Source organism: Halorubrum ejinorense (genome assembly GCF_039522565.1).
Lineage (GTDB): Archaea > Halobacteriota > Halobacteria > Halobacteriales > Haloferacaceae > Halorubrum > Halorubrum ejinorense.
In genome coordinates, this window is sequence record NZ_BAAADQ010000015.1 from 255015 (window position 1) to 276738 (window position 21724).

A 21724-nucleotide genomic window follows, 5' to 3' on the forward strand; every position below is an offset into this window, starting at 1 on the left:
GAGCCCGTTAGAACTGATATACTGAATGTCGATCGAAAACCCACAGCGAGCCTCGTCTGCGCCGATCGAGGTGCTCCACGTCGACGACGATCCGGCGGTTCTCGACCTCACGCAGTCCTTCCTCGACGAGGAGTTGGACGCGGTCACCGTCGCGACGACGACGGACCCCGACGAGGCGCTCGAACGGCTCGACGCGGAGACGTTCCACTGCGTCGTCAGCGACCTCGAGATGCCGGGGCGCGACGGGCTCGAACTGCTCGAAGCGGTGCGTGACCGGTACCCCGACCTCCCGTTCGTCCTCTACACCGGGAAGGGGAGCGAGGAGATCGCCGCGGAGGCGATCAACGCCGGCGTCACGGGCTACCTCCAGAAGGGCGGGCCGGACCAGATCCGTCGGCTCGCGAACCGGGTCCAGCACGCGGCGGCGGAACACCGCAGTCGAATCGAGTCCGAGCGCTACTCGACGGTCTTGCGGGCGCTCGGCTACCCGGTTTACGTCGTCAACGAGGACGCCGCGTTCGAGTACGTCAACGAGGCGTTCGTCGAGCTGACCGGCTACGACCGCGAGGAGATACTCGGCAGCACGCCGGGTCTGATCAAGACCGACGAGGGAGTCGAGACGGCGAACGACATGCTCTCGCAGATCGTCTCCTCGACCGGCCCGGACAGACAGAAGTTCAAAGTCGACATCCGCACCGCCGACGGCGACGTCGTGCCGTGTTACGACCACATGGCCGCGCTCCCCTTCGACGACGAGTTCCGCGGCTCGGTCGGGATACTCAGGGACGCGACCGCCGAGCAGCGGCGACGCCAGGAGCTGCTCCGACAGAACGAACGCCTCGACGAGTTCACGTCGATCGTCTCACACGACCTCCGGACGCCGCTCGGGAACGCGAAGACGGCGGCTGACCTCGCTCGGGCGACGGGGGACGAGGACGCGTTCGACCGGCTCGAAACGGAGCACGAGCGGATGGAACAGATGATCGAGGACCTGCTGACGCTCGCCCGCGAGGGGCAGACGGTCTCGGAGACCGAGCCCACGGACGTGACCGCCATCGCCGCCGAGGCGTGGGAGCCGTTCTGCTGTGCGGACGACTCGCTCGACCTGCCGGACGCGGAGCTGGTCGTCGACGGCGACCCGTCCCGACTCCGTCAGCTGCTGGAGAACCTCATGCGGAACGCGGTCGAACACGCCGACTCGCCGGTCACGGTGACGGTCGGTCGCGTCGGCGACGGATTCTACGTCGCCGACAACGGGCCGGGGATCGACCGGGAACGCCGCGAGCAGGTCTTCGAGCCCGGCTACACCACCGCCGCCGGCGGAACCGGATTCGGCCTCTCGATCGTAAAGCGGGTCGCCGACGCGCACGGCTGGGAAGTGACGATAACCGAAGGCGAGGCGGGCGGTGCGCGGTTCGAGTTCGTCGACCAGCGGTCGGACGCGACCACCGAGGCGCTGTCCGTCTCGTAGCGACGCGGTCTCGGAGCCGAGGCCCGTCGGCCCACTCAAGCTTTTAGCCGCTGTGGCGCCTCCTATCGTTCGTGAAACGAAACGTCGGACGACTCGACGCGCTCGCCCGGATCGTCGGCGGCGTCGCTATCGCGGCGCTGGCACTGCTCGCCGCGACCGGCCGCGTCAGCGTCCCGGTCGTCTCCGCGGTCGGGCTCGGCGTCGCCGGTGCGGTGTTGATCGTCGAGGGCGCGACACGGCGGTGTCTGCTGTACCGCGCGCTCGGCATCGACCGCTGCCCGGTCGACTGACGGGCCGAAGCGACCGAGGTCAGGGCGACTGACGGCGGAGACGCGCCGACAGGAATCGACGCGGTCGCCTTCCGGTCACTTCGCGAAGTAGCTCGTGAAGTAGCCCGAAAAGAACGAGCTGATAGCGACCGCGACGAGGAGGTCCGACGTGTCGTGGTCGTCGCCGGAGACGGTCAGCCACGTGATCGCGATGCCGAGCACGAGCGAGATAACGCCGTTCGCGAGGTCGTCTTTGAACGCCATGTTCGGCCGTTCGTCTCATATCGACAAAACGTATGGGGTGATCCGCCCCCGCGCGAACCCGGCCGCGCCCGGCGTCCGGACCCACCTCACCTGAACCCGGCCGCGCCCGGCGTCCGGACCCACCTCACCTGAACCCGGCCGCGCCCGGCGTCCGGACCCACCTCACCTGAACCCGGCCGCGCCCGGCGTCCGGACCCGCCGTCGCCCGAACCGATCGGCGACCGATCAGGGGTCGTCGAGCCGCTCCGCGACGACCGCTGCGGCGTCCGGATCGAACGGTGCGACCGTCGCGGCCGCCGCCGCGCCGGCCGCGTTACCGACCGCGGCGAGTTCGCACAGGTCCGTGACGCCGCGCCGCCGCGCCGCGAGGACGGCGCCGGCGAAGGCGTCCCCGGCTCCGGCGGTCGTCGCGACCGAGACACTCGGCGGCGACGCTGCGACGCGCTCGACGACCGTCCCGTCTCGGAGACGCAGCCCGACCGTCGGCGACGCGCCGTCCGTGAGAAACGCCACGCCCGAGTGGTCCGCAGGGAGTCGGTCGACGAGCCCGTCGGGAGTCGGGGCGACGCCCGCGACCGCGAGGTCGTCGGTGCCCGCGAACACCAGATCGCAGTGGGGGAGCACCTCCCCGAGCGCCCTCCGGTACGCCGCGGCGCTCTCCCACTGGTTCGTCCGCCCGTTCAGGTCGAAGGCGACCTTCGTTCCCCCGTCGCTCGCCGCCGCTGCGAGCCGGCGGACCGCCGACCGGTTCACCGTCGGGGGGAGCGTGACGCCCTCCAGGTGGAGCCAGTCGAACGACCCGACGAGCGACGCCGGGTCGTCCGGCGGCGTGAAGCCGTAACAGCTCCCGCGCACCCACGCGTCCCACCGGTCTCCGTCGTCGCTCGGCACGCAGAGCGTGAGCGGCGAGGGCGCGTCGACGCGCGCGACGCGGTCCGTGTCGACCGGGCTCTCGTCGAGGTGGTTCGCGGCCATTTCCCCGGCGGCGTCGCTCCCGACGTCGGTCACGAGCGCGGCGTCACACCCGAGTCCGGCGGTCCACCGCGCGACGTTCGTCGCCGTCCCGCCGACGTGCCACTCGAAGCGGCTCCCGCTCGCCAACGGTCCCTCGCCGACCGGGTACAGGTCGACGGTCGTGTCGCCGACGACGAGGACGCCGCTGTCGGCGTCGGTCACCGCCGCTCACCGCGAGCGACGGGTCGAGTTCGAGCCTGCCGCGTCGACTGACGCACTCCGTTCACGTCCGGTCGTAGTTCCGTGGACGCCATAAACTCGCAGGGGTCCGGCCGTCGCGCGTCGCGTTCGCCGTCGGCTCTCTCGCACCTGCCCGCTCTCCCGCTCCCGCGCACTACTCGGCGGCCAACAGCTCGTCGGCGATGCCGCTCCCGTTCCCGGCCACGTAGCCGTTCAGCTTCGCGGCCGCGGGGGACTCACGCAACGCTGCGTCGTCGTATCCCGCCTCGTCGAACGCGTCCATGAACTCCGCCTCCGACCGGAGCTTGTACTTCTGATGGTACGCCTCCGCCGGGTAAAAGCGCGAGAGCTGCTCGATTCGGGTGCCGACCGCGTCCGGCTCCAACCCGCGCTCGCGGAGGAACTCGGCGAGCGCCGCTCCCTGCGCCCGCGTCTCGGTGAGTACCACGTTCTGGTACTGGGCCTTCCGGGTCTGCGAGTGCGGGTCGTGCTGGCGGAAGACGCGCTCGACGAGGTCGGCGTATCCGATCGCGTCGGGGTCGAACGCGACCTGAACCACCTCGGTGTGGTCGCCCAGCGACTGGTACGTCGGGTCGGTCTTCGTGCCCCCGGCGTAGCCGGCTCGGGTCCGGACGACGCCGTCGAGCGCGCCGAAGCTCGCGTCGGGACCCCAGAAGCAGCCGAGCCCGAACGTCGCCGTCTCGGTCTCTTCCGGCTCCGGGGCTCGCTCGTCGTACTCGCGTATCGCGCGTGGTGTGAGTGTCATCGGTCGTACTCTCCGGTAGCGCCGCCGTCCCGGTCGCGACAGGCGGCGCCACATACGTCTCTCGTCCGGGCTCCGACGGGCAAGAGCGTGTCGGCGGTCCGGGGGCGCGACGGACCCCGGCGACCCGTCTCCGCTGGCCGACCTCCGTCAGTCGTCCGCGACGGTCGGTGCGTTCGCCTCGCCGGGCGCTTCGACCCGCGCCGACTCGGTCGCGGCCGACCACTCTAACTCCGACTCGTAGCGGAAGGCGCGGTGGTCCCGCGTCGGATCGACGACCGTCAGCGAGAGCCAGTCGTTGTCGAGCAGTTCGGCCACCGCCCCGTGGTCGGCCAGGACCGACTCCGCACGCTCGACCGGCGCGTGAACGACCGTCGAGAGGCGGAGCGGCTGGTGGTACGGCTCGTCGGTCCCGGCCATGACCGACTGGAGCGGCAGTCCGCTCATGAGGTCGCCGCCGTTCCCCTGGTAGACGCCGACGTTGCCGACCGGATTCTGGGTCACCTTGGACCCGCTCCCGTAGGCCGCGTTGTCGACCGTCGAGAAGTAGTACTGGGCGTTGATCCACTGGGTGACGACCATCGGTCCGGTGAGGATCGCTTCGAGCGCGTCGCCGTCGGGGTCGGTCGCCCAGTCGTACGAGTGGAGGAAGGCGCGCCCGTCGAGGTCGAGGTCGCTCGTCAGTCCGCGCGGCCCGACGACGAACCCGGCGTTGCCGGCCAGTCCCCACTCGGGGCGCGTCTCGGCCCAGTCGGCCGCGCGGCGCTCCGTCTCGCGCACGCCCGAGGAGCCCTCGGCGCCCATCGACGCGGCGCGCTCCGTGGCCGCTCCCTCGCGCGCCTCGGCGAGGTCGGCGCGCAACCGATCGAGGTCGTCCGCGTGCGACTCGGGGACATCTTTGTCGTACAGGTCGACCTCGTCCGTCGTCGTGTTGTGTTGGGCCGCGAGGAAGACCGTGTCCTCGGGCACGTCGATGCCGCGCTCGCGGAGCGCCGCCTTGACCTCCCGGTCGTTACAGATCGCCGCGAGGACGCGCGCGCTCGGCCCGCCGGGGTTGCCGGCGCAGGCGCCGCAGTCCAGGCTCGACGCGTAGGGGTTGTTCGCCGTCTCGCCGGCGTGGCCGGTGAACACGACGAGCCGCCCGAACCGCTCCCAGCCCATCAGTTCGAAGGCCGTGGCGGCGTACTCGACCCGCTCCTCGCGGGTCAGCCCCGCCGGGAGGTCGCCGTCGGACGCCGGCTCGTGGTCGAGGCGCTGATCGCAGAACTCGTGGTCGTCGGGCACCGCGTCGTCGGCGACGTCCAGCAGGTCGTGGACGCGGCCGGGAAGGAGCGTCCGGGCCGCCAGCGCCAGCCCGTACCCGCCTCCGGCGCTCTCGACGAAGCTGAACGCGGTCCCGGGGTTCGACCGCAGCGTCTCAACCGTCTCGCCGACGGCCTCCCGGAGCCGGGACCAGCGGTCGCGCTTCGCCCGCGTGTCTCCCTCGTTCGGGACCTCCGAGATCCGGTGTTCCGCGTCGAGGATCGGGGGACAGGCGTCGACGGTCACCTCGGAGTCGTAGCCCTCGTACGCCATCGGCACGCCGAAGAAGCCGGCGTAGCCGTGAGTCTCGTAGTCGCCGGTCGCCTCGACGTGACGCCGGATCACCTCGGAGCGCGTGTCGATACAGAACACCAGTTGCGCGTCCGGCCTGTCTCCCGCGTCGCCCTCGTCGGGGGCCACGCCCTCGCCTCCCACCGCGCCCCCCTCCCGGTCTTCGCTCTCGGCGGCGACCCGCTCGACGAGGTCGCCCCGGTAGCTCGCCTCCCACGCGGTCAGGAACGCGTCGGCGAGTTCGTCCGCCGGCTCGACGCTCCGGTCGGTCGCATCGGCCGACGCCGCGAGGTCGACCTCGAAGGCGTCCGCCAGCGCGAGGCGGACGGCGAGGTAGTCCGAGAGCGTGATCGGGTACGCGGACTGCCACGCGCCCTCGTCGGCGGCGCGACGCTTGAGGAGGCCGGTCCACCCCGGCAGCGCGGCGAACTGCGCCTCGAAGACCGACTCCCACCGCCCCTCGGCATACGGCGCCATGACGGACTCGACGGCGTCGAGCGCCGACTCCGGCAGGTCGGCGACGACCCCCCGGTCGGGAATCTGCTCGTCGTGTCCGGCCACCGAGCGGAACGCCTCGTAGAACCCGTCCTCCCGGTTCGGCATCGGCCACTGCGCCCGTCCCTCGTCGAGGAACGCCGACAGCCACTTCGTCAGCACGCGGTCGACCCCCTCCGTCTCGTCGGTCGGACGCTCCGGCACCTCGGCGGCGTCCATGCGCTCCAGCAGGGCCTCCGGGTCGTCGTCGTGGCCGCGCTCGGCCAGTTCCGATTCGAGACGCTCGCGGTCGATCCGGCCCGCGTCGAGGGCGGCCCGGAAGGTCTCCGTCCGGGGATACCCGCGGCCGCCGAGGAGGTCGGACGCCTCGGCGACGGCCTCCGTGAACGGGCGGTCCTCGAACCCGGAGAGCGGGTTCGCCGTCACGAACGAGTGGGCGGGCCAGACCGACCCGACGGCCGCTGCCGCGTTCTCCACGCTCTCCCGGAGGGCGCGCTCAGTAGTCATCGTACTCCTCCGTGGCGGTCAACACGGCCTCTGGAGCGGGTTGGCTCGCGTTCAACAGCGCGACGTAGAGCCGCCGGCTCCGCCGGTAGGCCCCGGCCTCGACGGCGACGTACGCCGCGAGAAAGACGACGCCGACGAGCGCGTGGAGCGCGCTCAGTTCGGTCGGCGCCGAGACGACCGGCAGCCCGGCGAGGAGCCCGGACACGGCCTCGTACGCGAGCGCGTAGACGGTGATCGCCGGGAGGAAGACGGCCGGGACCGCCGCGTAGCGCCCGGTCGCGGACAGGGCAGTCCGTCCGACGGCGCTCCGGGCCGCGTGGAGCGTCGTGAGGACGACGAACAGCGCGAGCAGCAGTCCGCTGTCGAGGGCCGTTCCCTTCCCGGTCAGGACCGCGAACGCCGCGCCGCCCGCCAGCCCGGTCAGGAGGACGACGACCCCGCCGACGAGGCCCGTTCCCTCGCGCTCGCGGTCGCCCGGTTCGACGCGTTCGATCGCTTCGCCCGAACTGAGGAAGTGGTACGCCTTGTAGAAGCCGTGGAGGACGAGGTGCGTGACGGCGGCGGCGAAGAACCCGAGCCCCGCCTGCATGATCATGAAACCCATCTGTCCGACCGTCGAGCAGCCCAGTTCCCCTTTCACGTCCGACCGGACGGTCTTGAGCAGCTTTCCGAGGAGGGCGCTCGCCGCGCCCACGACCACGATCCCGAGCATGAGGGCGGTCTCCGCGGTCACCACCGGAGCGAACCGCGTCAGGAGGATGCCGCCCGCGTTGACGAACCCGGCGTGCATCAGCGCCGACGCCGGCGTCGGCGCGGTCATCGAGGAGAGCAGCCAGCCGTGGAACGGGACGAGGGCGGACTGGATCATCGCCGCGAGGACGAGCGCCACGCCGGCGACGACCAGTGCGGCCCCGCCGAGGTCGTCGGCGGCCGCGGCGACGCCGGACACGGTCGTCGCGTCGGTCGCCCACCACAGCGCCGTCAGCGCGACCGCGAGGAGCGCGCTGCTGGCGAGGAAGTACCTGCGAGCGACGCTCGCTGCGGCCCGCGCCTGCGCCCACCCCTCGACGGTGCCGACGAGCCGCGCCATCAGGAGTCCCATCGCCAGCCAGCACGCCGCGAACAGCGCGAGGTGGTCGGCCGCGACGAGACACATCACGGCGACGGTGAACGCGAACACCGTGGCGAAGAACCGCGTCTGGTGGGCGCTCCCGGCCATGTACCGGCGAGAGTAGCTGTGGACGACCCCGCTGAAGAACGTGACGACCACCCACATGAGAACGGTCAGGCCGTCGACGGCGACCGCGCCGGGGATCTCCCACGCACCCCCGAGTCGGACTCGGATGACGAGCGCGGCGACGCTCGCGGCGAACAGCGACCAGACGAGCCACGTCAGTGCGGCGGGCACGGACGGCGATTCAGCCGTCGCCCGGGGCGTTCCGACCGTCGGTTCCGAGGTGCGTCCTGACATCGTTTAGTCCATCACACGACCGGTCTCTGGAGGCGAACCGACTTCGCTTCCGTCTTCGGTCGTCTCTGGACGTGTTTGAGAACGTAACGTCTATTAAAACTGTCTGTATTCACAAATCGTTCGAAAGAAGTGTATTATAGAACATTATGGTTATTGCGTTCCGGCGGCAACCGCTCGGAGGTCCAGCTCCGCGGCGGAGCGGGTCCCGCGTCTTCAGGCGCGAGCGGAGGTCAATTCCCAAACCGTTCGGTGTGGGCACTCAGGAAATCATATCGTTCCCGAGTCCGGAGTGGTGGTATGGAAGAACTCTCGGGGACCGTCCTCGCCGGGGAGTCGTTCGAGCCGGTCCGCGGTCGGGTCGTCGTCGAAGGCGGTCGGATCGATGCCGTCGAGGAGACGAACACGGCGTCGACCGACATCGTGGTACCGGCGTTCGTCAACGCGCACACCCACCTCGGGGACTCGGTCGCGAAGGAGGCCGCGGTCGGGCTCTCGCTCGACGAGGCGGTGGCCCCGCCCGACAGCCTGAAACACCGGCGGCTGGCGGCCGCGGACCGCGCGGAACTCGTCTCGTCGATGCGGCGCACGCTCCGGTTCATGCGCCGCACCGGCACGGTCTCGACGCTCGACTTCCGGGAGTCGGGGACCGCCGGCGCGCGGGCGCTCCGCGAGGCGGCCGAGGGCGTCGGCGTCGACCCGTTCATCTTCGGGAGCGACGAGCCGTCCGTCCTCGACGTCGCGGACGGCTACGGCGCCTCCGGCGCGAACGACGACGACTTCGCCGCGGAGCGCGCCGCCTGCGAGGAGCGCGGTCGCCCCTTCGCGATCCACGCCGGCGAACCGGACGCCAGCGACATCCACCCGGCGCTCGACCTCGACCCGGACCTCCTCGTTCACATGGTTCACGCCGCCGACGAACACCTAGAGCGCGTCGCGGCGGAGTCGGTGCCGGTCGCGGTGTGTCCCCGCGCGAACGAGGTCCTCGGCGTCGGCACGCCGCCGGTGCGGGAGCTGCTCGATCACACGACGGTCGCGCTCGGCAGCGACAACGTCATGTTGAACCCGCCCTCGATGCTCCGCGAGATGGCCTACGCGGCGAAGCGGTTCGACGTGAGCTCGCGGGAGGTGTTGCGGATGGCCACCGCCGCCGGGGCCGAGATCGCCGACCTCGACTGCGGCGTCATCGAGCCCGGTCGGCGGGCGGCGCTCGTCGTCTTCGACGGCGACTCGGACAACCTCGCGGGCACCGACGACCCGGTGCGCGCGGTCGTCCGGCGGGCGACGGCGCTAGACGTCGACCGCGTGCTCGTCTAGTCGCCGTCAGCGCTCCTCGTCTAATCGCTGTCGCCGTCGCCGTCGCGGTCTCCGGCGTCGAACCGACCGAACGGCGTGGTCTCGTGGGTCCGAACGAGGACCTCGTCGGAGACGGTGAGCCCCATGTCGAGGAGCTCTTGCGCCACCGGCGTGATGTCGCTGTCCGACTCGCCCACGACGGTCACGAGGAGGTTCTCCTCGCCGGTGACCAGTTCCTGGACCGAGACGACGCCGTCGACGGCGAGGATCTCGGGGATCATCTCACCGCGTTCGGGTATCGACGCGGTACAGTAGAGCAGCATCCGGAGCGGGTAGCCGGACCGCTGGTAGTCGACGCTGGCGCTGTACCCTTTGATCACGCCGTCGGACTCCAGCCGCTGGATGCGCTTGCGGACGGTGCTGTCCGAGGTGCCCGCCCGCTCCGCGATGTCCCCGGACGACGTGTTTCGCGCGTCCTCCTGTAACGCGTACAGGATCGCCCTGTCGACGTCGTCGATTTCTCCGTTATCCATACCTGTCCGTTCGTGATAGGCGCGTGCCGTTTTTATACGTTGTCGGGCGTCGGCGCGGGGCGGCGATCCGATCCCGACGCCTACATAGGGTCCCCGCCAATGGGTCGGACATGGCACCTTACACCGTGGACATCGACGTGCGGTTCCGCGACATCGACGCGTTGGGCCACGTCAACAACGCCGTCTACGCGACGTACGTCGAGCAGGCCCGGACGCGGTACTTCCGTGACGTCCTCGACATGGACATCTCCAAGTCGTCGAGCGTGCTGGCGTCGCTGTCGATCGACTTCCGGCGACCGATCGAACTGACCGACGGGGACGTGACCGTCACCGTCGAACTCGCCGATCTCGGCCGGTCGAGCGCGACGATGACCCACGAGATCCGCGTCGGCGACGCGGTCGCCGCGGAGGCCGAGGCGACTATCGTCTCGCTGGACCCCGACACCGGCGAGCCGATGCCGATCCCGGAGGCACACCGGACCGCGATGGAGTCGTACCACGAGCTCTGAGGAGCCACGCGGCTGCGCAGACCGCTGAACGGACGCGAGCGTGACTCGCGGCCCGACCGAGCGACTCGCCCCCCGACCGAGCGGCTCGCCCCCGACCGCGACGGACGCACACCTTCTTGACGCCGCGGACGGATCGATCTGTATGAGCGTTCGACTGTACGCCCTCGACGGGTGTCCCTTCTGCGAGACGGTCCACGAGGCGCTAAACGACGCGGGCGTCGCCTACGAGATGGAGTGGGTCGGCGCGCTCCACTCCGAGCGGAACGAGGTCAAGCGGGTCAGCGGCCAGCGCGGCGTGCCGGTGCTCGTCGACGAGGATCGCGGCGTGACGATGGCGGAGAGCGCGAACATCGTCGAGTACGTCGAGAGGACCCTCGCATGAGCATCTACACCGGTCGCGGCGACGAGGGCGAGACCGACCTCCGCGACATGAGCCGGGTGTCGAAGTCGAGCCACCGGATCGAGGCGTACGGCACCGTCGACGAGGCGAACGCGCTGCTCGGAACGGTCCGCCCGACCGGCCACGACGACCTCGACGACCTGTTGGAGACGGTCCAGAACCACCTTCACGTCGTCCAAGCCGACCTCGCGAACCCCGATCCCGACCCGGACGACCCGCAGGTCGACGCCGGCCACGTCGACGAGCTGGAAGACCGGATCGACGCCTTCGACGAGGAGTTGGAGCCGCTCACGTCGTTCATCCTGCCCGGCGGCGGCGAGGCGGGGGCGGCGCTCCACCACGCGCGCGCCGTGGTTCGACGCGCGGAGCGTCGCGTCGTCGACCTCGCGCGCTCGGAGCAGATAAACGAGGCCGTCGTCACGTACCTCAACCGGCTCTCGGACCTCCTGTTCACGGCCGGTCGCGTCGCGAACGCCCGCGACGGCGAGCCGGAGGAGTCGCCGTCGTACTGACGCCCGAGCGCGCGACTTTTCACCGTCCCGCGCGAGATACGGGTATGACGCTCGACAGCTACGCGACGGCGGTCGCCGACCTCGACCCGGCCCGCGGGGAGGTCGAGACCGCGGAACTCCTCGTCACCGACGACGTGCTCGTGAAGGCGTTCGTGCTGGGGCCGGACGCGGCCGTGGACCCGCACGAACACGCCGACGCCACCAACGTCTTCCACGTTCTGGAGGGGGAAGCGACCGTGTCTCGCGACGGCGAGGAGGAAACGCTCGCGGCCCCCGCGGTGGTTCCGAACGAGCGCGGCGCGGTCCACGGCGCGCGAAACGACACCGACGAGCGAGCCGTGCTCACGGCCAGCCTCGCTCCCCTCCCCTGATGGACGGCGAAATCGATCCCGAGGAGCTGTCGTCGCTGCTGTCGGAGCGCGGCGACGGGTCCGCCGACGAGCCGCCCCGCATCGTCGACATCCGCGACCAGCGCGCCTTCGACCGGGGCCACCTCCCCGACAGCGAGTGTATCCCGTTCCCCGAACTGACGAGCCGGATCGCCGAACTCGACGGCGCCGACCGGATCGTCACCGTCTGTCCGCACGGCGTCGCCAGCCAGCAGGCGGCCCAGCTGATCGGCAGCTACGAGGGGACCGCCGACGCCCGCGTCGACAGCCTCCGCGGCGGGATCGAGGCCTGGGAGCGCGAGGTCGGCGAGCTGGAGACGACGGACGCGGAGCCGCAGGACGAGGCCGGCGGAGTAGCCGAGACCGACGAGGGGCCCGAGGCGCCGTTCTGATCGCTCCGTCCGCACCGTTCTAATCGCTCCGCCCGCACCGTTCTAATCGCTCCGTCCGCACCGTTCTAATCGCTCCGCCCGCGCCGTTCTAATCGCTCCGCCCGCGCCGTCCGAACAGCCCCGTAGCCGCCAGCAGCGCGACTACGGCCGCGACGATCCCGAACCCGGGCACGGCGTCGTCGGTCGCGCCGCCGATCGGGCCCGCCCCCTCGATCGTGACCGTCGTCGACGCCTCGCCTTCGGGGCCGACGACGCTCACGCTCACCTCTCGGTCTCCGGCACCGATTCCGCCGGAATCCCCCGACTCACCGAGCGTCAGGCTCCGCTCGACCGACGCCTCGGCGCCGGCGTCGAGTCGGACGGGCGCCGTGTCGACCGTCTCGCCGTCGACGCGGAACTCGACGTCGCCGCCCGCCGGGAGTTCGGCGTCGTTGCCGACGGTCGCGGTCACGCGCACCGACTCGCCGGCGGTCACGCGGTCGGCGTCGATCGAAACGTCACGGACCGACGGCGGCGCGGGCTCCGAGACGACGACCCGCAGGCGCTCGCCGCCGACTCGGACCGCGTACGTTCCCGGCTCGGAGAACGCGTACTCGAACTCCTCCGTCGTCGCCGCGCCGGCGTCGACGGTCCCGACTCGCGTCGCGACGGCCTCGCCGTCGACGGTCAGCGAAAGGTCGTACTCGCCGGCGACGCCGCCGGTATTGGTGACGTCGACGGCGACCGCGAGCCGCTCGCCCGCGACCAGTTCGACCGGATCCACGTCGACCGGGCGGTCGCGGTACTCGCCCGTCGCCCTGACGCCGTCGTCGGCGAGCACGTACCCGACCTGCGCCGGCGTCTCGCCGAACGCTTCCGCGTGAGCGTCGCGGCCCCAGGTCTCGGGAGCGTCCCGGGTGGTCGTCAGGCGCTCGGCCTCCGCCCGGATCGCGGCCGCGGTCTCGTCGTCGGCCCCCTCGGCCGCGGCGGCCTCGACGGCGTCGAGCACGTGTTCGTTGGTGATCGGCTCCCCGGCGGCGTTCAGGTCGCGGAGGACCGTCGCGAGCGAGGCGCCCCCGTCGGTCGCGACCCGGAGCCGCCGGTCGATCGCCCCGGCGACGAGCGCCCCCTTCGTGTAGTCCGGGTTCCCCTCCCACGTCCCGGGGTCGGCGAGCACCGCCGAGGCGTCGGGATCGCGTTCGCCGCGCGCCAACGTCCGCTCGAACTCCGCGAAGTTTGCGGCGCCGCGGTCGAGCGCGAACAGCGCGGCGTAGTACGTCGCGCTCGCCTCGGTGATCCACCGGCCGCTCGCGTCGGTACCGAACGCCTGCCGCGTGTGGACGTACTCGTGAGTCCAGACGTCGTCGGCCGTGCCCGCGGGCTCGACGTCCCGGACCCACAGGTCGGCGTCGCCGATCTGAATGCCGCGGACGCCCCACTCGACCCCGTCGGTGGGAGCGGCGACGGCGAACACCGTCTCGTCGCGCGCGCCAACTCGCAGCGCGGCCGACGCATAGTCGAAGGCGCCGAACACCTCCTCCGGCGTCGCCTCGGTGTCGGCCGCCTCGGGGACGATCAGCCGGTAGCGCCGGCCGTCGGCCTCCCGGACGCGCTCCTCGTAGGGGCCGAGGAACGCCATCGCCTGCGAGGCGACTCCTTCGCCGTCGACGACGTTCTCGCGCGTCAGGCCGACCTGCCCGTCGTACTGTCCGGTGTACGACCAGCTCGCACTCGTCCGCGGCGTCCGGACCAACGCCCACTCGCCGGCGTCGGCGAACCGGTAGGTCCCGCGGGTAGCCAGCGGCCCCGACTCCTCGACGGTGACGTTGACGTCCGTCGCGTACGTGAGCGAGGGCGTCGGCGTCTCGCCGTCCCACACCCACGCCGACTCGTCGGGGCCCGCGTCGTCCGCGCGCTCGAACCCGTCGGCCTCGACCGCGCCGTCGTTCGCGCTCAACAGGGTCACGCGGAGCTCCGTGACGCGGTCCGGGATCGCCGCCCGAGTCGTGACGCCAACCGTTCCGGCCTCGTCGGTCTCGGACAGTTCGTTCCGCAGGCGGATCGTGTCAGAGTCGTCGGTCTGTCTCGCGTCGCCTCCTCGGTCCCCGTCCGCGACCGCGGCGCTTCCGGCTCCGTCGGTCGGTTCGAGACCGATCGATCCGTGGTAGGTGTCCTCGTCCGACGCGTCGAGGTCCCCGACCGTGGCGCCGCCGGCCGGCAGCGCGGTGACCAGCAGGACTGCGACGAGCGAGGCGGCGACGACAGATCGGACCGATGGGCCCGAACCCGACCGTGTCATGGACGCACCACGTCCGTCGCCGATATATGGCTGTTCCTCGCGTTCCGTCCGGGCCGCCGGGAACCGGCGCGGAGCCGGGGCGACGGAGGCGTCGAAGAGCCGCGAAAAAGAGGGGGGAGGAGGGAGCGAGTGACTTTCCCTCCGTGCGTCAGTGTGCTATCCGATATCAAAGGTATGCGCGGCTTACCGCCGGCGAAGCGACGGCTCTGGGTGGATTCGGGCGAGTCGTGCGTCGGCCGAGTCGTGCGTCGAGTGAGTCGTGCGTCGAGTGAGTCTCCCGGTCGAGCGAGTCCCGACGGGGCTGGCCGACGCGGCGTCAGATCGCGTGTACCCTGACGGTCCAGAAGTCGCGGAACGCGTCCTCGAGGGCCGCCTTCGGCTTCCCGGTGGCGTCCGACACGTCGGTGACGTCGGCGTGGTCGCGAACCCGCCCCAACACGCTGCGCTCGCCGACGACTATCGTCCGGTCGACGTTCTCGACTCCCGCGAGCGCCTCGTTCGCCCCGTCGAGATGGTCGTCGATCTGTCCCTCTCGGCGGCGCTCGAAGCGGCCCTGCGAGAAGCCGCCCTTCGAGTGGGCCTCTTTCACGTCGGAGCTGAACCCCTCGTACGCGACCCGCTCGCCGCCCTCGTAGGTGCCGAGCGCGAACGTGTCCGCCCGAACCAGCGCGAACGCGAACCGCCCGGTCGGCCGGAACCACGCGTCGTCCAGCCGGAACCGGTCGCTCCACTCGTCGAAGGGGTCGGGCGCTATCGGCGGCGACAGCGCCGCGCTGGCCGCACCGGTGTCGTCGGCCACGACGACCGCCGGCGCCGCGCGCCGGACGAGCGCCGTGCGGTCGCCGAACCAGTCGGCGACGGTCTCCGGAACCGAGTCGGCGTCGGGAACGAACGCGGTGAGCAGTCCCTCGGGGTCGTCGCTCTCGACGGCGCGGAAGCGGTCGAGCGCGTCGGCCAGTCGCGGGCCGCGGAGGTCGCTCACGCGTCGGAACTCGACGGACGCCTCGGTTCCCTCGGCCCGGTCGAGCCGCTCCTCTAACGACTCGATCCGGTGTTCGAGCTCGTTGACGCGCTCCTCGGCGCGCTGGCGGTCGGCGACCGCGTCGGACCGCCGCTCCTCCTCGGCCTCGGCGCGGCGTTCGAGGTGACGCTTCTCCTCCTCCAACTCCTCGATGCGCTCCTTCAGTTCGGCGCGCCCGAGCAGCCTGTCGATCATACCGAATTCGCGACCCGCCGCGACGTAAAAGGTGCGTCTGCGGCGGAGACGGACGCCGCTCTCCGGGCCGTCCGCGCGTCGCGCCACCGTCCGCCGCCGTCTCCCGCGCGACCGTTCGTCGCCGCGTTCACGTCGTCCGCTTCGCGCGTGATCCGATCGGTGCGCCTCCGCCACCGTTTTAGCGTCTCCCGACGCTTCGGGGGATATGTCGTCTCCGTCCCTCCAAGAGGAACCGAAGACCGGCAACGGCGTCACCGCCGACCTCGACCTCGACTGGCTGTCGCTCGAGGACGACGAGGAGATCCGCTGGGCGAGCACGCCGCACAGGTACAGCGTCGTCCCGGCGCTTCTCGTCGGCGTTCCCCTGTCGCTCGTCCTCGTCGGGATCCCGATCGTCGCCGCGAGCTACCTCCAGTACAAGAACACGAACTACGTCGTCACGAACAAGGGGCTCTACAGCAAGCGGGGCATCCTCTCCCGGGACGTGAAACAGATCGGGTTCGAGAAGGTACAGAACATCTCCTACTCGCAGTCGGCCATCGGTTCGTCGCTCGGGTACGGGTCGGTCGAGGTCAGCACCGCCGGCGGCTCCGGCGTCGAGCTACGGTTCCGGAGCATTCCGGACCCGGCGTCGGTCCAGGAGCTGATCGCCAGGGAGATCGACGCCGGAAAGCGGGACAGCGCCGACGGCGACGGCGACGCCGACGACGTGCTCGCCGAGATCCTCGTCGAACTTCGCGCGATCCGCTCCGCGGTCACCGACGACGGTGCCGGCGGCGACGCCGAGACGCCGACCGCGACCGGCGAGGACGTCGGCGCCGAGCGGACCGCGTCGGAGACGGCGCGCGAGGACCGATGACCGGCGACTGGTGGTTTCGGCACGACGACGAGACCGTCGTGTGGACGGGTCGCCCGCGGCTGTCGGCGGCGCTCGGCGGGGGCGTCGTCGGCGTCGCGACCGTCGCCGTCGCGCTCCTCGCGGCGGCCGCGGTCGACCCGCGCATCGCCGCGGCGAGCCCGCTGGGCGTCGGCATCGCCGGCTGGGAACTGCTCCGCGTCACACGGACCGACTACGTGGTCACGACTCGAGCGATCTGGTCGAAACGCGGCGTGCTCGGCCGAAAGGTCCGCCGCGTCGGGCTGGCACAGGTACAGAACACGGCGTACAGTCAATCGGTGACCGGTTCCGCGTTCGGGTACGGCACGGTCACGATCGAAGTCGCCGGCGGGCCGGACCTCGAGCTCCGCCGGATCGACGACCCGCAGGCGGTCCGACGGTCGATCACCGACCGGACCGGGACCGTCGACCGCGAGCCGCCCGGGACGGTCGAGCAGTGGCGGGCGGTGCTGTCCGTCGTCCGCGACATCGAGGCCGCAGTCGACTGACCGGCGGCGACTCCGGCGGAGCGACGGCGACACCGGTCAGGCGACGCCCGCGCCGCCGAGTATCAGCCGGAGCCCGATGACCGTGAGGAGGCCGAGGACGAGGCCGCGCCGGAGCCGCTCGCTCACGCGGTCTCGGAGGCGAGTCCCGACGGCGACGCCGGCGACCGCGGGGACCGCGGCGGCGGCCGACGCGAGCGCGAACGCGGCGTCCGGGTAGAGTCCGAGCGCGCCCGCGGCCCCGACGCGAAGGCCGTTGATCCCGACGAACACCAGCGCCACGACGCCGACGAACACCCCGTGCGAGAGGTCGAAGCTCCGGACGAACGCGACCAGCTGGACGCCGACGTTCGTCGCGCCGAACAGGACGCCGGAGACGACGCCCACGACCCCCATGACGAGCGGGCCTTCGGCGCGCTCGCGGTCGGCCGAAGTCGGCAGCGACGGGAGCGAGACCGCGCGCTGCGCGGTCGCCACGAACCCGAGCGAGACGACGCCGAGCAGGACGCGCAGGGGAGCCGCCGGGAGGCGATCGAGCAGCGCCATCCCCGCGAGGGTGCCGACGAGCGCGGCCACGAGCAGCGGTGCGAACCGGGCCCCGCAGGTCCGCAGTTCCTCGCGCGTGAGCTCTCCGACGAGGGCGACGTTCACCGCGAACATCGGGACGATCATGAACGCGACGGCGGCCGCCGGGTCGAGCGTCGACGCGAGCACCGTCGTCCCCACGACCGCGAAGCCGAACCCCGCGACCCCGTTGACGGCGCCCGCGACCGCGACGGTCGCCACTAGCTCGGCCGAGAGCGCGAGCGCCATACGTTCGACACGAGCCGGACCGGCATAATAACACGAGTGCCCGATCGGGCGGCTCCGGCGGCGTCCGCGGCCCGACATCGAACCATTTCCCGCATACGCGGTCGCTATGCCAGTCGGTCTCACGCGCAGTTCGACTCGACGCGCGGGCCCGCCCCTATCGGTCTCCGGGCGCTACCGCCGCGGCCTTCGCCGTTCGCGACTCCCTCAGACACGCGGCGGCGTCCTACGCGTTCACGAACGGCTCCCACCCCTCCCAACGCAGCAGCGTCTCGGCGCGGTCCGCGTCCGCCAGGAGGACGTTCTTTCGGTCCGGGAGCGTCTCGTCGGCGAGTTCCTGCGGAATCGCGAGCGTCCCGCTCGGGACGTCGTCGTCGCCGGCGACCGGGATGTGGCCGCCGCCGACTTTCATGACGAGCGGGGCGTCGAGTCGCTCGACGCCCTCGCCGTCCGCGTACAGCTGTTCGTTGACGTGTTCGTGGTCCGCCCGCCGGATGACGGCGCGCTCGCCGCCGTGGGGTTCCACGTACAGTTCCCCCAGGTAGTAGCCGCTCGAGAATCGCTCGAACATTCTATGCGTGGTAATCTCTGCCATAGTAGTACATAAGCGTTTCCCGCGGCTCACGCGCGCTGAGATTCGGCCCGGGCGCCCGTTACAGTCCGAGCGCGTCGCCGTCGTTCGACCGGTAGTACGCCGCCAGCGATGTCCCGCGGTCGCGCTGGGCCTCGAACAGGTCGGCGAGCCACTCCACGGCGTCCGGGTCGTCGTTGGCGGCGTACCCGAGGAAGTTGCCCCTGTCGCCGTGGATCGCGAGGTACGCCGTCGTCCGACCGTCGACGGTGCTCAGGTACCACGCGAACGGGAGGTCGGGAACGATTCGCACGTCGACCCCGGCCTCGACGACGGAGCGCGCTCGCTCGGGGCTCTCTACGGCCAGGTAATCCGCGACCGGCTCCGTCAGGACGAACGACAGCTCCAGCGACTCCTCGACGACGGTGCGGTGGTACAGCGTCGAGACGAACTGCTCGTCGTTGGCGGCGATCGAGGCCCCGCGGAACCGGTCGGCCGCCTCGGCGACGCGGCGGAGCCGGGACAGCACCGCCGCCGGCGACGTCTCGGCTATCGTCACCACCTCGGCGTCCGCGAAGAACCGGTGGTTCCGCGGCGACGACGGGAGTTCGTTGAGGACGCCGTCCGACGCCTCGACCGTCTCCGCGACCGCGAACGCCTCGTCGACGGTGTCCAAGAGGACGCGGCCGGCGTACGTGGTCTCGTAGCCGTCCGTCCTGCGCTCGACGAGTCCGCCCTCCTCGAGGGCCCGGATCGCGCGGTTGACCGTCGACCTCGAGTGCTCGAACTCGTCGACGAGGTCCCGGAGCTGTGCGGGACCGTCTGAGAGCCGGACGAGGTACTGTCGGCGCGCGAAGGCGAGGTCGAGCACGAGTGAATACGTGTGTCTGTCGTCAGTAATACGTGTCGCTAAGCGAAGAGGTCTCGCCGCACACGGGTGCGACCGCACCGATGCCGTCGGCGCCCCGGCGGGCTGGCTCTGCGTCGGCACGGCCGCCGGCCGGGCTACGCGTCGTCGCGCCGCGCGACCTCGTGGCGACCGAACCCGTACCGCAGCCGATTGGCGAGCCGCCGCGAGAAGCGCCCCTCGTTCCGGGAGTCGAACCGCTCGGCGAGCGCCTGGTAGATGATCGGAACGGGCACCTCCTGTTCGAGCGCCTCCTCGACGGTCCACGTCCCCGTGGACCCGCCGGCCACGTGGTCGGCCACGTCGCCGAGGTCCGAGCCCTCCTCGCGGAACGCCTCCTCGCAGAGCTCGAGGAGCCACGACCGGATCACGGCGCCGTTGTTCCAGGTGCGCGCGACCGACTCCATGTCGAGGTCGTACCGCCCGTCGGCGAGCAGTTCGAACCCCTCGCCGTACGCCTGCATCAGCGCGTACTCGACGCCGTTGTGGACCATCTTCACGTAGTGGCCCGCGCCCGACTCGCCCATTCGGTCGTGGCCGTCCGGCCCGGTCGCCACCGCGTCGAACACCGGGACCATCGCCTCGTAGGCCCACGCCGGACCGCCGACCATCAGCGAGAAGCCGGCCTCGGCGCTCGCCGGGCCGCCGGACGTGCCGCAGTCGAGGTAGGCCGCGTCGGTCTCCTCGGCGCGGCGGGTCGACGCCTCGAAGTGGGAGTTCCCGCCGTCGACGACCACGTCCTCGGCGTCGAGGTTTGGTTCGAGGTCCGCGAGGGTGGCGTCGACGGCGTCGCCCGCCGGTACCATCAGCCAGATCCGCTTGCCGTCGCCGTCCTCCTCACCCGACCCGTCCAGCCGGTCGCAGAGATCCGTCACGGAGTCCGCCGGCTCCGCGCCCCGCTCCGCCGCCTCCGCGGTCGCCTCCGCGGAGAGGTCGAACGCGACCACGTCGTGGCCCGCCTCCAGCGACCGGTTCGCGACGATCTGTCCCATCCGCCCGAGTCCGATGACCCCGAGTTCCATGCGCGAGGGGTGGCGACCGCCCGCCGTAGTGGTTCCGGTTCGACCGCCGGTCCCGGCCGCTACTCCGCAGCCTCCGACTCGGCCTCGCGCTCCCCGAGGTGCGCCCGCAGCGCGTCCACGTCCTTGTTGCCCGCGCCGGTGTTCAACAGGACGACGGTGTCGTCGGGGCCGAACTCGCCCCGCTCCGCCAACTCGAACGCGCCGGAGGCGGCGGCGGCGCAGGTCGCGCCCGTCTCCAGGCCCTCGGCGCGCGCCACCTCGATGGCGGCGTCGAAGATCTCGCGGTCCGTCGTCGCCACCGCCCCGCCGTCGGACTCGCGGATCGCGTCGAGGATGAGCGTGCTCGCGCCGGGGTCCGGGATCGCGATCCCGTTACAGGCCGTGTCGACCGCGTCGTCGTCCAGCGGCACGTGCTCGTCCGCGCCCGACTCGTAGGCGTCGACGACGGGCGCACAGCCCGCGGCCTGCGCGGCGTACATCGGGACCAATTCGTCGGTCCACCCCAGCTTCCGGGCCTCTCGGGCGGCCTTGTGCATCCCCACGAGCCCGACGCCGCCGCCGGTCGGGTAGACGACCGCGTCCGGCGGGTTCCAGTCGAGTTGCGCCAACAGCTCCAGCGCCATCGTCTTCTTGCCCTCGTGGCGGTAGGGGGTGACGAACGTCTTCGTCGAGTACCAGTCGGGGTGTTCCTCCATCGCCTCCGCGTACGCCGCCCCCGCGTCGCCGATCTGTGAGTTCCCGTCTATCGGGTCGGTCACGGTCAGGTCCGCGCCGTGAACCTCCGTCATCGCCTTCTGCGTGAACCCCGCCCGCGACGGGAGGAACACGTGTGCGTCCAAGTCCGCGCGCGCCGCGTACGCCGCGGCCGCCTGCCCCGCGTTGCCGGCGCTGTTCAGCGCCACCTCCGAGGCGCCGTGCTCGCGCGCGGCCGTCATCGCGGCCGCCTGCCCGCGGTCCTTGAACGTCCCCGTGGGGTTCGCGCCCTCGTCTTTCAGGAGGACGCGGCCGACGCCCATCGCGTCCGCCAGCGCCGGACACTCGACGAGCGGCGTCGCGCCCTCGCCCAGCGACACCGCGGTCTCGGCGGGGAAGGGGAGCAGCTCGGCGTACCGCCACATCGACCCGTCGGGCCGGGCGTCGAGCGCCTCCGGCGTCAGGTCGACCCGGTCGTAGTCGTACGCCGGATCGAGGATGCCGCCGCAGTCGGGACACCGGTGTGTCGCCGTCTCCGCGTCGAACGTCTCCTCGCAGTCGACGCAGGTCAGCCCGATGAACGCGTCTGTCGTCTGCATGGGGTTCCGCTCTCGCGCCGGAAACTTCCGTCCTGTGGTCGCGGCGGAGCGACCGGTCCCCGGTGGTCGCCCGACAGCGGACCGCGCGATCCGAGGCGCCGGTACTTACGATCGAAACGTATGAAGCGATACGACGAGGGGGGTGGGGAGCGTACGCTGACCGGAGATGCGCACACTACCGAACGCCGGG

Annotated in this window: 23 protein-coding genes; 10 read left to right on the top strand and 13 right to left on the bottom strand. The window is 71.5% G+C overall.

Annotated features, from left to right (window positions below; all coding sequences use genetic code 11):
* Nucleotides 1-25 precede the first annotated feature (25 nt).
* Together ABDZ89_RS14585 and ABDZ89_RS14590 are read left to right on the top strand one after the other, a co-directional pair.
* Nucleotides 26-1471 (top strand): sensor histidine kinase, encoded by a 1446-nt coding sequence (locus tag ABDZ89_RS14585; protein WP_343780326.1) that lies wholly within the window; start codon nucleotides 26-28, stop codon nucleotides 1469-1471.
* Nucleotides 1472-1542: 71 nt separating this feature from the next.
* The gene (locus ABDZ89_RS14590) at nucleotides 1543-1761 is read left to right on the top strand and encodes a YgaP family membrane protein (RefSeq protein WP_343780327.1); all 219 of its coding nucleotides are present in this window, start codon (nucleotides 1543-1545) and stop codon (nucleotides 1759-1761) included.
* Nucleotides 1762-1836: 75 nt separating this feature from the next.
* On the opposite strand, the gene ABDZ89_RS14595 is transcribed toward ABDZ89_RS14590, so the two are convergent.
* The 5 genes from ABDZ89_RS14595 to ABDZ89_RS14615 form a co-directional block, all read right to left on the bottom strand.
* On the bottom strand, nucleotides 1837-2004 hold the full coding sequence (locus tag ABDZ89_RS14595; RefSeq protein ID WP_343780328.1) for a hypothetical protein: 168 nt from the start codon (nucleotides 2002-2004) through the stop codon (nucleotides 1837-1839).
* A 225-nt stretch (nucleotides 2005-2229) separates the two neighbouring features.
* Nucleotides 2230-3180 (bottom strand): carbohydrate kinase family protein, encoded by a 951-nt coding sequence (locus ABDZ89_RS14600; protein WP_343780329.1) that lies wholly within the window; start codon nucleotides 3178-3180, stop codon nucleotides 2230-2232.
* 172 nt (nucleotides 3181-3352) lie between these two features.
* On the bottom strand, nucleotides 3353-3964 hold the full coding sequence (locus tag ABDZ89_RS14605; RefSeq protein WP_343780330.1) for a peptide-methionine (S)-S-oxide reductase MsrA: 612 nt from the start codon (nucleotides 3962-3964) through the stop codon (nucleotides 3353-3355).
* A 147-nt stretch (nucleotides 3965-4111) separates the two neighbouring features.
* Nucleotides 4112-6556, bottom strand: a complete 2445-nt coding sequence (locus ABDZ89_RS14610; RefSeq protein WP_343780332.1) for a DUF2309 domain-containing protein — start codon at nucleotides 6554-6556, stop codon at nucleotides 4112-4114.
* Nucleotides 6546-8027 (bottom strand): proton-conducting transporter transmembrane domain-containing protein, encoded by a 1482-nt coding sequence (locus ABDZ89_RS14615; RefSeq protein ID WP_343780334.1) that lies wholly within the window; start codon nucleotides 8025-8027, stop codon nucleotides 6546-6548. Before ABDZ89_RS14615 ends, ABDZ89_RS14610 begins: the two co-directional genes overlap by 11 nt.
* Nucleotides 8028-8324: 297 nt before the next feature.
* Between ABDZ89_RS14615 and ABDZ89_RS14620 the strand changes: the two genes are divergently transcribed.
* A complete protein-coding gene (locus ABDZ89_RS14620; RefSeq protein WP_343780336.1) occupies nucleotides 8325-9341 on the top strand; it encodes an amidohydrolase family protein in 1017 nt (338 codons plus the stop codon).
* Nucleotides 9342-9361: 20 nt separating this feature from the next.
* On the opposite strand, the gene ABDZ89_RS14625 is transcribed toward ABDZ89_RS14620, so the two are convergent.
* Nucleotides 9362-9853, bottom strand: a complete 492-nt coding sequence (locus ABDZ89_RS14625) for an Lrp/AsnC family transcriptional regulator (RefSeq protein WP_343780338.1) — start codon at nucleotides 9851-9853, stop codon at nucleotides 9362-9364.
* A 110-nt stretch (nucleotides 9854-9963) separates the two neighbouring features.
* Here ABDZ89_RS14625 and ABDZ89_RS14630 point away from each other — a divergent pair, with 110 nt between their 5' ends.
* From ABDZ89_RS14630 to ABDZ89_RS14650, 5 genes are all read left to right on the top strand, one after another.
* The gene (locus tag ABDZ89_RS14630; RefSeq protein WP_343780340.1) at nucleotides 9964-10362 is read left to right on the top strand and encodes an acyl-CoA thioesterase; all 399 of its coding nucleotides are present in this window, start codon (nucleotides 9964-9966) and stop codon (nucleotides 10360-10362) included.
* 142 nt (nucleotides 10363-10504) lie between these two features.
* Nucleotides 10505-10744 carry a glutaredoxin family protein gene (locus tag ABDZ89_RS14635; RefSeq protein WP_343780341.1) on the top strand — a complete coding sequence of 80 codons (240 nt, stop codon included), beginning with the start codon at nucleotides 10505-10507 and terminating at the stop codon, nucleotides 10742-10744.
* Nucleotides 10741-11274: a cob(I)yrinic acid a,c-diamide adenosyltransferase gene (locus ABDZ89_RS14640; protein ID WP_343780342.1), complete on the top strand. Its 534-nt coding sequence runs from the start codon at nucleotides 10741-10743 to the stop codon at nucleotides 11272-11274. Before ABDZ89_RS14635 ends, ABDZ89_RS14640 begins: the two co-directional genes overlap by 4 nt.
* Before the next feature lie 44 nt (nucleotides 11275-11318).
* Nucleotides 11319-11645, top strand: coding sequence for a cupin domain-containing protein (locus ABDZ89_RS14645; protein WP_343780343.1), 327 nt, complete (start codon nucleotides 11319-11321; stop codon nucleotides 11643-11645).
* Nucleotides 11645-12055, top strand: coding sequence for a rhodanese-like domain-containing protein (locus ABDZ89_RS14650; RefSeq protein ID WP_343780344.1), 411 nt, complete (start codon nucleotides 11645-11647; stop codon nucleotides 12053-12055). The genes ABDZ89_RS14645 and ABDZ89_RS14650 overlap by 1 nt, the downstream gene beginning before the upstream one ends.
* Before the next feature lie 88 nt (nucleotides 12056-12143).
* Here the strand turns inward: ABDZ89_RS14650 and ABDZ89_RS14660 are convergent, their stop codons facing one another.
* The gene (locus tag ABDZ89_RS14660; RefSeq protein ID WP_371152392.1) at nucleotides 12144-14333 is read right to left on the bottom strand and encodes a PGF-CTERM sorting domain-containing protein; all 2190 of its coding nucleotides are present in this window, start codon (nucleotides 14331-14333) and stop codon (nucleotides 12144-12146) included.
* A 316-nt stretch (nucleotides 14334-14649) separates the two neighbouring features.
* Complete coding sequence (locus ABDZ89_RS14665; protein ID WP_343780345.1) at nucleotides 14650-15549, bottom strand: Vms1/Ankzf1 family peptidyl-tRNA hydrolase; 900 nt, start codon at nucleotides 15547-15549, stop codon at nucleotides 14650-14652.
* Nucleotides 15550-15754: 205 nt separating this feature from the next.
* On the opposite strand from ABDZ89_RS14665, the gene ABDZ89_RS14670 reads away from it, so the two are divergent.
* Both ABDZ89_RS14670 and ABDZ89_RS14675 read left to right on the top strand, forming a co-directional pair.
* Nucleotides 15755-16408 carry a PH domain-containing protein gene (locus ABDZ89_RS14670; RefSeq protein WP_004595300.1) on the top strand — a complete coding sequence of 218 codons (654 nt, stop codon included), beginning with the start codon at nucleotides 15755-15757 and terminating at the stop codon, nucleotides 16406-16408.
* A complete protein-coding gene (locus ABDZ89_RS14675; RefSeq protein WP_086215401.1) occupies nucleotides 16405-16935 on the top strand; it encodes a PH domain-containing protein in 531 nt (176 codons plus the stop codon). Before ABDZ89_RS14670 ends, ABDZ89_RS14675 begins: the two co-directional genes overlap by 4 nt.
* 36 nt (nucleotides 16936-16971) lie before the next feature.
* Here ABDZ89_RS14675 and ABDZ89_RS14680 read toward each other — a convergent pair whose 3' ends face one another.
* The 5 genes from ABDZ89_RS14680 to ABDZ89_RS14700 form a co-directional block, all read right to left on the bottom strand.
* A complete protein-coding gene (locus ABDZ89_RS14680) occupies nucleotides 16972-17745 on the bottom strand; it encodes a TSUP family transporter (RefSeq protein WP_343780347.1) in 774 nt (257 codons plus the stop codon).
* Nucleotides 17746-17968: 223 nt separating this feature from the next.
* A complete protein-coding gene (locus tag ABDZ89_RS14685) occupies nucleotides 17969-18313 on the bottom strand; it encodes a DUF5802 family protein (RefSeq protein WP_343780526.1) in 345 nt (114 codons plus the stop codon).
* Nucleotides 18314-18395: 82 nt separating this feature from the next.
* Nucleotides 18396-19184, bottom strand: coding sequence for a helix-turn-helix transcriptional regulator (locus tag ABDZ89_RS14690; RefSeq protein ID WP_343780348.1), 789 nt, complete (start codon nucleotides 19182-19184; stop codon nucleotides 18396-18398).
* 134 nt (nucleotides 19185-19318) lie between these two features.
* Nucleotides 19319-20242 carry a decarboxylating 6-phosphogluconate dehydrogenase gene (locus tag ABDZ89_RS14695; protein ID WP_343780349.1) on the bottom strand — a complete coding sequence of 308 codons (924 nt, stop codon included), beginning with the start codon at nucleotides 20240-20242 and terminating at the stop codon, nucleotides 19319-19321.
* 59 nt (nucleotides 20243-20301) lie between these two features.
* Entirely contained in the window at nucleotides 20302-21534 is a 1233-nt protein-coding gene (locus tag ABDZ89_RS14700; RefSeq protein WP_343780350.1) for a threonine synthase, read from the bottom strand.
* Nucleotides 21535-21724: the final 190 nt, after the last annotated feature.